The organism is Kitasatospora sp. NPDC056783 (genome assembly GCF_042789895.1).
GTDB lineage: Bacteria > Actinomycetota > Actinomycetes > Streptomycetales > Streptomycetaceae > Kitasatospora.
The window spans coordinates 1-12,277 of sequence record NZ_JBHUAF010000258.1 but is presented as its reverse complement, the minus strand read 5'-3'; the positions used below and the strand labels follow the sequence as shown (position 1 = coordinate 12,277).

14 protein-coding genes are annotated in these 12,277 nt (G+C 73.5%); 3 read left to right on the top strand and 11 right to left on the bottom strand.

What is annotated here, in order from left to right:
- Positions 1–17 precede the first annotated feature (17 nt).
- Positions 18–203 carry a PspC domain-containing protein gene (locus tag ACFRMQ_RS28665; RefSeq protein ID WP_350735952.1) on the bottom strand — a complete coding sequence of 62 codons (186 nt, stop codon included), beginning with the start codon at positions 201–203 and terminating at the stop codon, positions 18–20.
- A gap of 194 nt (positions 204–397) precedes the next feature.
- Complete coding sequence (locus ACFRMQ_RS28660; protein ID WP_380733562.1) at positions 398–1,006, bottom strand: hypothetical protein; 609 nt, start codon at positions 1,004–1,006, stop codon at positions 398–400.
- 147 nt (positions 1,007–1,153) lie between these two features.
- Between ACFRMQ_RS28660 and ACFRMQ_RS28655 the strand changes: the two genes are divergently transcribed.
- Positions 1,154–1,828, top strand: a complete 675-nt coding sequence (locus ACFRMQ_RS28655) for a PhzF family phenazine biosynthesis protein (RefSeq protein ID WP_380733561.1) — start codon at positions 1,154–1,156, stop codon at positions 1,826–1,828.
- A gap of 60 nt (positions 1,829–1,888) precedes the next feature.
- Here the strand turns inward: ACFRMQ_RS28655 and ACFRMQ_RS28650 are convergent, their stop codons facing one another.
- The 4 genes from ACFRMQ_RS28650 to ACFRMQ_RS28635 all read right to left on the bottom strand — a co-directional run bounded on the left by ACFRMQ_RS28650 (position 1,889) and on the right by ACFRMQ_RS28635 (position 5,223).
- Positions 1,889–2,422 (bottom strand): VanZ family protein, encoded by a 534-nt coding sequence (locus ACFRMQ_RS28650; RefSeq protein WP_380733560.1) that lies wholly within the window; start codon positions 2,420–2,422, stop codon positions 1,889–1,891.
- Between the two features lie 176 nt (positions 2,423–2,598).
- The gene (locus ACFRMQ_RS28645; protein WP_380733559.1) at positions 2,599–2,937 is read right to left on the bottom strand and encodes a hypothetical protein; all 339 of its coding nucleotides are present in this window, start codon (positions 2,935–2,937) and stop codon (positions 2,599–2,601) included.
- Positions 2,934–4,484 (bottom strand): sensor histidine kinase, encoded by a 1,551-nt coding sequence (locus ACFRMQ_RS28640; RefSeq protein WP_380733558.1) that lies wholly within the window; start codon positions 4,482–4,484, stop codon positions 2,934–2,936. Before ACFRMQ_RS28640 ends, ACFRMQ_RS28645 begins: the two co-directional genes overlap by 4 nt.
- Positions 4,485–4,545: 61 nt before the next feature.
- Complete coding sequence (locus tag ACFRMQ_RS28635) at positions 4,546–5,223, bottom strand: response regulator transcription factor (RefSeq protein ID WP_030257458.1); 678 nt, start codon at positions 5,221–5,223, stop codon at positions 4,546–4,548.
- A gap of 516 nt (positions 5,224–5,739) precedes the next feature.
- Here ACFRMQ_RS28635 and ACFRMQ_RS28630 point away from each other — a divergent pair.
- Entirely contained in the window at positions 5,740–6,474 is a 735-nt protein-coding gene (locus ACFRMQ_RS28630) for a SigE family RNA polymerase sigma factor (RefSeq protein ID WP_380733564.1), read from the top strand.
- Between the two features lie 223 nt (positions 6,475–6,697).
- On the opposite strand, the gene ACFRMQ_RS28625 is transcribed toward ACFRMQ_RS28630, so the two are convergent.
- The 5 genes from ACFRMQ_RS28625 to deoC all read right to left on the bottom strand — a co-directional run bounded on the left by ACFRMQ_RS28625 (position 6,698) and on the right by deoC (position 11,377).
- On the bottom strand, positions 6,698–7,321 hold the full coding sequence (locus tag ACFRMQ_RS28625) for an ATP-binding protein (protein WP_380733563.1): 624 nt from the start codon (positions 7,319–7,321) through the stop codon (positions 6,698–6,700).
- Positions 7,322–7,383: 62 nt separating this feature from the next.
- Positions 7,384–7,785: a hypothetical protein gene (locus tag ACFRMQ_RS28620; protein WP_380733557.1), complete on the bottom strand. Its 402-nt coding sequence runs from the start codon at positions 7,783–7,785 to the stop codon at positions 7,384–7,386.
- A gap of 223 nt (positions 7,786–8,008) precedes the next feature.
- On the bottom strand, positions 8,009–8,911 hold the full coding sequence (locus ACFRMQ_RS28615; RefSeq protein ID WP_380733556.1) for an aldehyde dehydrogenase family protein: 903 nt from the start codon (positions 8,909–8,911) through the stop codon (positions 8,009–8,011).
- Entirely contained in the window at positions 8,904–10,385 is a 1,482-nt protein-coding gene (locus tag ACFRMQ_RS28610) for an aldehyde dehydrogenase family protein (protein ID WP_380733555.1), read from the bottom strand. The genes ACFRMQ_RS28615 and ACFRMQ_RS28610 overlap by 8 nt, the downstream gene beginning before the upstream one ends.
- A 5-nt stretch (positions 10,386–10,390) precedes the next feature.
- Positions 10,391–11,377, bottom strand: coding sequence for a deoxyribose-phosphate aldolase (deoC, locus tag ACFRMQ_RS28605; RefSeq protein ID WP_380733554.1), 987 nt, complete (start codon positions 11,375–11,377; stop codon positions 10,391–10,393).
- Between the two features lie 106 nt (positions 11,378–11,483).
- On the opposite strand from deoC, the gene ACFRMQ_RS28600 reads away from it, so the two are divergent.
- Positions 11,484–12,164 carry a PH domain-containing protein gene (locus tag ACFRMQ_RS28600; protein ID WP_380733553.1) on the top strand — a complete coding sequence of 227 codons (681 nt, stop codon included), beginning with the start codon at positions 11,484–11,486 and terminating at the stop codon, positions 12,162–12,164.
- Positions 12,165–12,277 lie beyond the last annotated feature (113 nt).

Sequence of the window (12,277 nt, the reverse complement as noted above, 5' to 3'; positions counted from 1 at the left end):
GTGCCGGGCCGCCGGGCTCACGGTTCCTGGGGGAGCAGCACCCACAGGGCCAGGTAGAGCAGGAACTGGGGGCCGGGCAGCAGGCAGGAGAGCAGGAAGATCAGCCGGACGGTCCACGGGGTCAGGCCGAAGCGTTCGGCGATCCCGGCGCAGACGCCGGCGATGACGCGGTTGTGGCGGGGACGGGCGAGGCGCGCGCTCATGGTGTTCTCCGTACGGTGGCGGCCCGGTCCGGCCGGTCCGGCGGGCTGTTTCCATACTCCGCCGCCCCCGGCCCCGGGACCTCGGCCCGGCAGGTGATTCTCCACCCCGAAGGGTCACCGGCTGGTCGGAGCCGGACGTCGGGGTCCGGCTCAGGGTGACCCTGAGGCGCGCGGCCCGCCCGCGGACCCGCTGGTCAGCCCGCCGGGTTCCGCGGCGGCTGCGGCTGGGCGTACGGGTTGTCCGCCACCGGCTGCGGTGCGACGCCCGGCTGGTACGGCGAGGCGCCCTGCGGCGGGGCGGGCGGCGCGGCCTGCGGCGCGACCGGCGGGACGGGGGCACCCGGCTGCGGGGCCTGCGGGGCGTTCGGGTTGAACGGGGCCTGCGGGTTGAACGGAGCCTGGCCGGTGGCCGGGTTGAACGGGGCCTGCGGGGCGTTCGGGTTGAACGGCGCGCCCGGGTTGAACGCCCCCTGCGGCGCGTTCGGGTCGAACCCGGCGGCCGGCTGGGCGGACTGCTGCTGCTTGGCGTTGCTGCGCTCGGCCAGCGCCTTCACGGAGGCGACGATCGCCAGGACCGGCACGATGAACACCTTGAAGAAGATGGTGTACGTGCCGCCCTCGAAGACGAACGCCAGGTAGTAGGCGTACCCCAGGAAGCCGAGGCCGATGACGACGTTGAGGATGCGCAGGCCGACCTTCAGCCCGCCGACGGCGGCGCCGAAGACCACCATGATGACGCCGCTGATGGCCAACAGCACGACGTACCAGGAGAAGAGCGGTTCGGCGCTGAAATCGAGATTCAAAGGGGTTTCCTGAGAAGGGGGAGTAATAAACGGTGGACACCGTTCGGGGACGACAGCGCAGAGTACTGGAGGCGGCCGACATTCGCCGCCGACTTTGTGTCACGGTGTCATTGCGCTCTTTCGGGGCGGTGGTTGAAGGGGTGGGAAATGACTGCTTTTGAGGTGCTGCGGGTCTTTTGCGGGCCCGACGGGAGCCACGGGAACGAACTCGGTGTGGTGCGCGACGGCGCCGCCGTGCCGGAACGCGCGGACCGGCAGCGGATCGCACACGAACTCGGTTTCAGCGAGACGGTCTTCGTCGACGACCCCGGGCGGGGGGAGATCGACATCTACACCCCCTCGGTGCGCCTGCCCTTCGCCGGCCACCCGTGCGTGGGCGCCGCCTGGCTGCTCGGCGTGGACCAACTGGTCACCGCGGCCGGTGAGGTGGCCGTGCGGCGCGAGGACGGGCTGACCAGGATCGAGGCCCGGCCGGAGTGGGCCCCGGGTCGCACCCTGCGGCAGTACGGCTCGGCGGCCGAGGTGGAGGCGCTGGAGGTGCCGCCGCCGGGGGAGTGGATCTACGCCTGGGCCTGGCAGGACGAGCCGGCCGGCACCGTACGGGCCCGGGCCTTCCCGGGGCGGGGTGACGGGATCGACGAGGACGAGGCGACGGGCGCGGCCGCCCTGCTGCTGGCCGCGAGCCTCGGCCGGGCGCTGACCGTCACCCAGGGACGCGGCTCGCGGCTGCTGGCCGGGCCGCGCCCGGGCGGGCTGGCCGAGGTCGGCGGCCGGGTGGTTCCGGGCCGGGCCCGGCGGGCGGACGGCGTCGGCTCCGCGTAGGCACCGGGCCCGGCCGGGGGGAGGGCCCGGCCGGCCGACGGGCTCGGCCGGGCGGCGCGCTCAGCCGACCGGCGGCGTCGGCTCCGCGTAGGCGCGCCGGGCGGCGGCCGCGCCGACCGCGACCGAGGTGACGGCCGCGACCGAGGTGACGGCCGCGACCGGCGGCACGGCGAGCATGGCCACCCGGGCCGCCCGCGGTCGCCGGTCCCGCAGCAGGTGCCGCAGGCCGGGGACGAGCGCGAGGTGGGCGACGGCCACGCCGGCCACCGCGAGCAGGATGTGGTCCACGTTGAGGACGTGGCCGGGCGTCCAGGAGGAGAGGAACTCCAGCGCCGTCGCCAGCAGCGCGGAGGCGCCGGTGGTGCGCAGGAAGGACGGCAGCCAGGGGGCCCGGAGCCGGCCGCCGGCCAGCGGCAGCAGGACTCCGAGCGGCGCCAGCAGCAGCAGCTCGCCGAGCACCTGCCAGCCGGTGGAGGAGCGGAGCGAGGCGAGCGGCGTCAGGTTGGCGTCGTACACCCAGGCCACCGGCAGTGGTCTCAGCACCAGCCAGAGCACCAGGGCCAGGTGGCCGGTGAGACCTGCCAGCCCGGCCAATCGAAGGGGACGGTGGACGGCCGCCGCCGGGCTGCTCTTCGTCCCCGCGCCGGAACGCTGACCGCGTGTCCTGGTGCCATCTCGCTGCACGGGGGGAAGGACGTGAGCCGGTGGCGCGTCGGTTCCACAGTGGGCGTGAACATTCCGAACGCGCCCCCGGAGCCCCTCACACGCGGCTACTTGCAGGGCGAGGACGTCGGGACCGCGCCGAACACGTTGTCGGGTGGCGGGCTGCCCGGCGCCACCGGGGTGGGCGACGGGCTCGGGCTCACGGCCGCCTTGGTGCCGCGGGCCGGGGTCATGGTCGGGGCGGGGCCCGGCGGGGTGACCAGGGCCGCCGGTATGTGCGGGGTGGTCGGGCAGGCCGTCCGGCTGGCGGGCGCGCCGGCGTCGACCGGCACGGCGGTCGGCCGGATGCCGCAGCCGGAGGCCAGGGCGAGCAGCAGCAGCACGCCGGCGCCGCGGCGCAGGGCGGTGCGGGTGACGGCGGGAGCGGTGCTGAGGGGGGAGGTCACGTCGTGGCGTCCTTGTCGTCGGCGGCGGCGCCGACGGGGCCGCCCTCGGCCTCGCCCGCGGACGGCGGGGGCGGCGGGGCCAGCGGCAGGGTCAGGGTGAACACCGCGCCGACCTCCCCGTTGGCCGCCGTGATGGTCCCCCCGTGTATCTGGGCGTTGGCCATCGCGATCGACAGTCCGAGGCCGCTGCCCTCCGAGCGCGCCCGTCCCCGGTCCGCCTTGTAGAAGCGGTCGAAGACGTGCGGCAGCACGTCCTCCGGGATGCCCGGGCCGCTGTCCGAGACCTCGACCACGACCGAGTCCCCGTCCTGCCGGACCCTGACCCGCACCGGCGAGCCGCCGTGCTTCAGGGCGTTGCCGATCAGGTTGGCGAAGACCACGTCGAGCCGGCGCGGGTCGACCACGGCCAGGATGCCGCGCGGGGCGTCCAGTTCGACCGCGTCGTACCAGGCCCGCCCGTCGATGCAGGACATGATCAGGTCGGCGATGTCCACCTCGTCGGCGACCAGCTTGGCGGTGCCGGCGTCGAAGCGGGTCACCTCCATCAGGTTCTCCACCAGGTCGGACAGCCTCCGGGTCTCGCTGACCACGAGCCGGACGGCCGGCTCGATCATCGGGTCCAGCGACTCCGCCTCGTCCTCCAGGATGTCGGTCACGGCCGTCATCGCGGTCAGCGGGGTGCGCAGCTCGTGCGACATGTCGGCGACGAACCGCCGGCTCTGCGCCTCGCGCGCGCTCAGCTCCTCGACCTGCTCGTGCAGCGAGGCCGCGGCCCGGTTGAACGTCCGTGCCAGGTCCGCGAGTTCGTCCACCGAGCCCTCGACCTCCAGCCGGGTGTCCAGCCGCCCCTCGCCGAGCCGTCGGGCGGCCTCCCCGAGCCGCTTGACCGGCCGCAGCACGGTCGCCGAGGCGGCCTGGGCGAGCAGCGCCGAGCCGATCAGCGCGAGCAGGGTGGCGATGGCCAGCGACCAGCCCAGCGTGTTGAGGTCGGCCCGCTCGTTCTCCAGCGACTTGAACATGTACGCCGTCGGGCCGTTCGGCACCACCTTGGTGCCGCCGATCACGAACGGCCGGCCCTCCAGGTTCTGCCGCTGCCAGTACAGGTGGTACGGGTACGGGTTGTTCTCGGTGATCTCGCGCGGCTTGGCGACGGTGGACCGCAGCGCGGTCGGGACGTCGGCCAGCGTGAAGTGCGCGGGGTCGGAGGAGGCCGAGCACTCCGGGCGCGCCGGGTCGGCCACCACCACGTCGTAGGTCAGGCCGGAGCTGGCGACGTTGGACGCCAGCGTGGCCAGCTCCGCGCAGCTCGGGTTCAGCGGCAGCTCGGAGACGTTGCGGGTGAGCGAGACCCGGAAGTCGTTCAGCGCCGTGTCCTGGGCGCGTTTGAGCACCGCGTCGCGGTTCAGCCAGTACGCGATGCCGGAGGCCGAGACGGCGGCGAGCAGCGCGACGGCCGCGAACACCGCGATCAGCCGCACCCGCAGGGAGCGCAGCCGACGCCACCGGCCCGTCGAGAACCGCCGGGCAGTCGTCTGATGGTCAGTCACAAGAGCCTGTCGTGGTACGGGAGTTCAGAGGTCTGGGGAGGGGCGGTGGCGGGTGCCTGGGTCAGGCCGGCGGGTCCAGCCGGTAGCCCACCCCGCGGACGGTGCGGATCAGCGTCGGCGCGGACGGGACGTCCTCGACCTTGGCCCGCAGCCGCTGCACGCACGCGTCCACCAGGCGGGAGTCGCCGAGGTAGTCGTGCTCCCAGACCAGCCGCAGCAACTGCTGGCGGGAGAGCGCCTGGCCTGGCCGCCGGCTGAGCTCCAGCAGCAGCCGCAGCTCGGTCGGGGTGAGCTGGAGGTCCTGACCGTCCTTGGTGACGGTCATCGCCGCCCGGTCGATCACCACGCTGCCGTACGCCGAGGAGTCCGAACTCTCCCGCTCGCCGCGCCGCAGCACGGCCCGGATCCGGGCGTCCAGCACCCGCGGCTGCACCGGCTTCACCACGTAGTCGTCCGCGCCCGACTCCAGACCCACCACCACGTCGATGTCGTCCGAGCGCGCGGTCAGCAGGATGATCGGCAGCTGGTCGGTGCGGCGGATCCGGCGGCACACCTCGAAGCCGTCGATTCCGGGCAGCATCACGTCCAGCACGATCAGGTCGGGCCGCTGCTCCTTGAAGAGCCGCAGGCCGTCCTCGCCGGACGCGGCGGTGGCCACGCGGTGGCCCTGGCGGGTGAGAGCGAGTTCGAGGCCGGTCCGGATGGCGTCGTCGTCCTCGATCAGTAGGAGGAAAGGCACGGCCCCATTTTGGCCCACCCGCAGCCCCGAATCACCCCCCGGACCGTATCGCCGTCCGCCCGGGAACCGGAACGGATGCCACCGGCGTCCGGTTCACGGGGGAGCGGATCGGGATTCGCGGGCGACTCCTGTGACACCCCTGTGACAGTCGGCGGACAGCGCCATCACAACCGGCGGGCAGGATTTTCCATGTCGCCGCAGGACAGCGGGCCGAGAGGCCGGCTGAACGGCGGCCACCGGAACCGCTCGTACCGACCCAGGGGGCGCACGATGAACGCCACGCTTCAGACCCGGACCAACCCGGCTGTCCGCACCGCGCGTTCGTCAGCCACGTCCCACCGGACGCGTTACGAGGTCAGGACCGACGAGAACTCCGGTGCCGTGACCGTGCGGGGGTGCGCGCACAGCACCGGTGGAAACCCTGTCGCCCGTCGGGTGAGCGGCGGCGGCAGGACGGGGGAGCTGTACGGGATCGGCCGGCTGGGGAGTCCGGCCGACTCCGCCAACACCCTCACGCTGCGGGGAGTCCTCCCCGTCCGCGTCGAGGGCAAGGACGTCCCGGGCAACCGGGGGACCGGGGGGAGCGGTCTGCGGACGGTCGGTTCGGGGGAGCCGACCGGTCGCGAGGCCGCCGGTGCGACGCTGCTGCGGCTGAACCCCGCGCCGGCCCGCACCACGGAGGCCGGGCAGGGGGGCGCGCAGGGGGAGCACCCGGCCGTCGCGGAGGACCACATCACGGAGTTCACCGCGTACGTCCGCGAGCGCCGCGCCTCCCTGTACGCCACGGCCTACCACCTGACCGGTGACCGCTACGAGGCCGAGGACCTGCTGCAGAGCGCGCTCTTCAGCACCTACCGGGCCTGGGGCCGGATCACCGACAAGGCCGCGGTCGGCGGCTACCTCCGCCGGACCATGACCAACCTGCACATCTCCGCCTGGCGGCGCCGCAAGGTCAACGAGTACCCGACCGAGGAGCTGCCGGAGACGGCCGGCGACACCGACGCGATGGGCGGCACCGAGCTGCGCACCGTGCTCTGGCAGGCGCTGGCGAAGCTGCCGGAGAACCAGCGCACCATGCTGGTGCTGCGGTACTACGAGGGCAAGACCGACCCGGAGATCGCCGACGTGCTGGGGATCAGTGTCGGCACGGTCAAGAGCAGCATCTGGCGCGCCCTGCGCCGGCTGCGCGAGGACGAGCACCTGAACAAGTCGGGCGACACCGTCCGGGCGTTCGGCGAGCTGGTCGCGTAACGAGGACTCCCGTCGGGGGACGGGGATCGGACGGTCACGGTCCGGGGGCAGCGGCTCGGGGGAGCGTGCCCGTGGGGGAGCCGCGGATCGTTCGGGGAAGGCGGAGGGCCCGGTGCGGGGGAGACGCACCGGGCCCTCCGTCGCGTTCCCGGGCCCTTCGTTCCGGGGCCGCCCGGCCGACCGCCGAGGGCTCCGGTTTCCGAGGGCTCCGACCGCCGAGGGCTCAGGCCGCCGAGAGCTCCGTCGGCCGGGCCGCGGCGCGGATCCGCCGCTCGGCCTCCGGGCCGGCGCACGCGTACGAGCCGAGCGCGACCTGCCGCCCGACGATGGACCGCTCGGCGCGCATCAGCCGCGCGCCCCGGCGCAGCAGCACCGGCAGCGACTTGCGGCTCTCCCGGACGTCCCGGCGCAGCCGGCGCCAGGCCGTGGTGAACGCGCCGTTGCGCAGGCACAGGGCGTCGCCGAGCAGGCCCTGGTCGGCGCACTCGGCGGTGATCTCGGCGGCGAAGATGCCCTCCGCTATGAACGCGACCGCGTCGCCCAGCTCCAGGCCGCGGGTGCCGGTCCGCCCGTTGTCCGGGATCGAGTACACGGGGACGTCGGCGCGGCCGTGCTCGTGCAGGGCGCGGATGGCGGCGACGGCCTGGTCGCGGTGCCAGGCCAGCGGGGAGTCCCAGTCGACGGAGCCGTCCGCCAGTCGCGGCAGGGTCGGGTCGTCCCCGTCCTTGTAGAAGTCGTCCAGCTGGAGCACCGGCAGGCCGCTGCGCTCGGCGAGCGAGGACTTCCCCGACCCGGAGGGTCCGGAGAGCAGGATCACCCGGGCATGCCCGGTCGGTGCGGGGTTCATGGGGGAGTCACTCACGGGACACCAGTCTGACGCATCCCGGCCGGTTGCCGAAACGGGTCGGCTCAGACCTTCCGCGGCGGCCCGGTGAGGGCGGCGCGGACCATCGGCAGGCAGCGGCTGTCCACCTGGAGGTAGACCGGTTCCCCGGCGCCGGGCGGCCGGTACGCGGTGGCGGCCCAGTCCTGGTCGTGCCAGGCGTCCGGCTCGGGCTCGTGGAAGGTGCCCCCGACGGGCAGTTCGAGCGGTTCGGCGCCGCGGGCCCGGAAGCACGCGGTGGCGGCCCCGGGGGTGATCGCCAGTTTCCCGTTGACGTAGCCGGGCCGCCGGTCCGGCCGGTCGGTGCGGGCCGAGCAGGGCAGCCGCACCGCCTTCCCGGTGGTCAGCCGGCGCCGGGCCCGGGCCACCTGCCAGCGGCGCAGCACGCCGTCCGTGACGAGTGCCATCAGCTCGCCCAGCTCCTCCATCGCGCCCCCCTCGGCGGTTTCCGTACCGGCGATTGTGGTCAGGGGAGCGCGGGGCCGGGATCCCCGAAAGTCGGACCGGGCGGCGACGAAAGTCGCCGGAACGCCGACGGACCCGCGCCAGGGGGGGAGAGGCGCGGGTCCGTCCTATGACCGTCCGGGCCCTGGGGGGGTGAGGGCACTGGGGACGGCCAGTCTGTGGGGTTGTTACGCGGAGCGTCGGAGGTCAGACACCCATCGGGTGCCAGACCGTCTTGGTCTCCAGGAACGAGAGTAGCCGGTCCGTACCGGGCGCATCGGTCCAGTCCTGGGCGAACGGGTCCAGCACCGGACGGACTACCCGCTTCAGGGTATCCGCGGCAGCGGTTTCCAGCGCCTTCGCCGCGCCGGGACCGTCGTCGGCGATGGCCCCGGTGAGGTCCACCGCGTTGACGTCCTGGTGCGAGGCCAGGGTGGGGGCGATGTCCGCGGTCCGGCCCGAGACGATGTTGACCACGCCGCCCGGGACGTCCGAGGTGGCCAGCACCTCGCCCAGCGACAGCGCGGGCAGCGGGGCGTCCGCGGCGGCCGCGACCACGACCGTGTTGCCGGTGGCGATCGCCGGGGCGATCACCGAGACCAGGCCGAGCAGCGAGTGCCCGTACCCGGCCTGCGGGGCGACGATCCCGACCACGCCGGTCGGCTCCGGGGTGGAGAGGTTGAAGAACGGCCCGGCGACCGGGTTGGCGCCGCCCGCGATCTGGGCGACCTTGTCGGTCCAGCCGGCGTACCAGACCCAGCGGTCGATCGCGGCGTCCACCAGCGCGGCGGCCTTCTTCGGGCCGATGCCCTCGGAGACGGACACCTCGGCGGCGAACTGCTCGCGCCGGCCCTGGAGCATCTCGGCGACCCGGTACAGCACCTGGCCGCGGTTGTACGCGGTGGTGCCGGCCCAGCCCTTGACCGCCTTGCGGGCGGCCACGACGGCGTCGCGGGTGTCCTTGCGGGTGCCCAGCGGGACGTTGGCGAGCCACTGGCCCTTTGCGTCGGTCACCTCGTACACCCGCCCGCTCTCGGAGCGCGGGAACTTCCCGCCGACGTACAGCTTGTAGGTCTTGAGGACGTCAAGACGCGCGATGACATCAGACATCGAGGTAGGCCTCCAGACCGTGGCGGCCACCCTCGCGGCCGTAGCCCGACTCCTTGTAGCCGCCGAACGGCGAGGTCGGGTCGAACTTGTTGAAGGTGTTGGCCCAGACCACGCCGGCCCGGAGCCGGTTCGCCATCCAGAGGATGCGCGAGCCCTTCTCCGTCCAGATGCCGGCGGAGAGGCCGTACGGGGTGTTGTTGGCCTTCTCGACCGCCTCGGCGGGGGTGCGGAAGGTCAGCACCGACAGGACCGGGCCGAAGATCTCCTCCTGGGCGATCCGGTGGGCCTGGCTCACGCCGGTGAACAGGGTCGGCTTGAACCAGAAGCCGGTGTCCGGGAGTTCGCAGGCCGGCGACCAGCGCTCGGCGCCCTCGGCCTCGCCGGCCTCGGTCAGCGCGGTGATCCGGGCGAGCTGCTCGGCCGAGTTGATGGCGCCGATGTCGGTGTTCTTGTCCAGCGGGTCACCGATCCGCAGGGTGGCCATCCGGCGCTTCAGCGCGTCCAGCACCTCGTCCTGGACCGACTCCTGGACCAGCAGGCGCGAGCCCGCGCAGCAGACGTGGCCCTGGTTGAAGAAGATGCCGTTGACGATGCCCTCGACCGCCTGGTCGATCGGCGCGTCGTCGAAGACGATGTTCGCGGCCTTGCCGCCCAGCTCCAGCGAGAGCTTCTTGCGGGTGCCGGCCACCTGCCGGGCGATGGCGCGGCCGACCGGGGTGGAGCCGGTGAAGGCGACCTTGTTGACGTCCGGGTGCGCGGTCAGCGCGGCGCCGGTGCGGCCGTCGCCGGTGACGATGTTGACGACGCCCTTCGGCAGACCGGCCTGGCGGCAGATCTCGGCGAAGCGCAGCGCGGTCAGCGGGGTGGTCTCGGCCGGCTTGAGGACGACCGTGTTGCCGGTCGCCAGCGCGGGCGCGATCTTCCAGGCCAGCATCAGCAGCGGGAAGTTCCACGGGATGACCTGGCCGGCCACGCCCAGCGGCTTCGGGTTCGGGCCGAAGCCGGCGTAGTCCAGCTTGTCCGCCCAGCCCGCGTAGTAGAAGAAGTGCGCGGCGACCAGCGGCAGGTCGACGTCACGGGTCTCGCGGATCGGCTTGCCGTTGTCGATCGACTCCAGCACGGCCAGCTCGCGGCTGCGCTCCTGGATGATCCGGGCGATCCGGAACAGGTACTTGGCGCGCTCGCTGCCGGGCAGCGCCGACCAGTCGGCGAAGGCCTTGCGGGCGGCCGCGACCGCGCGGTCCACGTCCTCGTCGGTGCCCCGGGCGAACTCGGCGAGCACCTGCTCGGTGGCCGGGTTGACCGTCTTCAGGGCCTCGCTGCCGGAGGAGTCGACGAACTCGCCGCCGATGAAGTGGCCGTAGGAGGTGGCGATGTCGCCCGCGGCGGCCGGGGACTCCGGGGCCGGGGCGTAGGCGAAGAGGCCGCCGGCGGGCTTGGCCGCGGGCTCCTCGGTGTTCTTCTTCTTGGCCATGGTGATCAGTCCACCGTCACGTAGTCGGGGCCGGAGTAGCGGCCGGTGGCCAGCTTCTGGCGCTGCATCAGCAGGTCGTTGAGCAGGCTGGAGGCGCCGAAGCGGAACCAGTGCGGGCTCAGCCAGTCGTCGCCGAGGGTCTCGTTGACCATCACCAGGTACTTGAGCGCGTCCTTGGTGGTGCGGATGCCGCCGGCGGGCTTGACGCCGACCTGGACGCCGGTGGCGGCGCGGAAGTCGCGGACCGCCTCCAGCATCAGCAGGGTGACCGGCGGGGTCGCGTTGACGGCGACCTTGCCGGTGGAGGTCTTGATGAAGTCGGCGCCGGCCAGCATCGCCAGCCAGGAGACCCGGCGGACGTTGTCGTAGGTCTGGAGCTCGCCGGTTTCGAAGATCACCTTGAGGTGGGCGGAGCTGCCGTCGGGGCGCTCGCACGCCTTCTTCACCGCGACGATCTCGTTGAAGACGTCGAGGTAGCGGCCGGAGAGGAAGGCGCCGCGGTCGATCACCATGTCGATCTCGTCGGCGCCCGCGGCCACCGCGTCGGCGGTGTCGGCGAGCTTGACCGGGAGGGCGGCGCGGCCGGCCGGGAAGGCGGTGGCCACCGAGGCGACCTGGATGTCGGTGCCCTTCAGGGCGGCCTTCGCGGTGGCGACCATGTCCGGATAGACGCAGATGGCGGCGACGCGGGGGGTGGTCGGGTCGGTCGGGTCGGGGGTCCTGCCCTTGGCGCACAGCGCGCGCACCTTGCCGACCGTGTCCGCGCCCTCCAGCGTGGTCAGGTCGATCATCGAGATCGCCAGGTCGATGGCGTACGCCTTCGCCGTGGTCTTGATCGAGCGGGTACCGAGCGCGGCGGCACGCGCCTCCAGGCCGACCTGGTCGACGCCGGGCAGGCCGTGCAGGAAACGGCGGAGCGAGGCCTCGGACGCCGCAACGTCCTGAAGGCCGCTGCCCGCAACGCCGAGGGCATTGGCTGCAACAGTGGACATAGTCACCAGGGCAGCATATCTACGCGCGTAGTGGGCCGCCAGGGCACCCGCCATTCGTGGCCGGACCGAGACCTCGGGGTGAGGAGCATGGGGCAGAATCGACGCCATGACCGAATCCGACGGCAAGCCCCACCAGGGCCCGGCCGCCCCCGATGGGGAGCCCGAGTACGCGGACCGCGTGTACCGCTCTGTCCCCGGTGTGATCTCCGGAGTGCTGCTGCTGGTCGTCGCGGCCTGGCTGATCGGCGACGCGGTGGTGAGCGGCACGGGGAAGACCCCGTACGTCGCGCTCGCGGCGATGCCGGTGTTCGCCTTCCCGGTGATCGCGTACACGCTGCGGCCGGCCGTGACGGCGGGGCGCGACCGGCTGGTGGTGCGCAACCCGTGGCGGACCGTCGTCGCGCCGTGGGCCTCGGTGGACGGGCTGCGCGCGGGGTACTCGGTCGAACTGCTCGCGGGCGGGAAGAAGTTCCAGGTCTGGGCGGTGCCGGTGTCGCTGCGCCAGCGCAAGCGGGCCACCCGGGCGCAGAGCCCCAGCGCCGCCGAGCACGCCTCCCGGACGGGCCTGGGCATGGGCCTGGCCAAGCGGACCAACCCGGTCGTCCAGGGCTCGCCCGACCCCACCCGCGCCTGGTCCGACCAGGTCACCGCCGTCCTCCAGGAGCTGGCCGAGCGCAACGCCGGGCGCCCCGCCGCCACCGGCCCGGTCGTGATCCGCTGGTGCTGGTGGGTGATCGCCCCCGCGCTGCTCGGCCTGGTCGCGCTGATCACCGTCATCGCGGTCTGAACCGCAGGAGCGGTCCGAACCTCACGAGCGGTCCGAACCTCACGAGCGGTCCTGTCCGTACGAGCGGTCCGAACCGCACGCGAAGGGCCCGCCGGTGGCGCACCGGCGGGCCC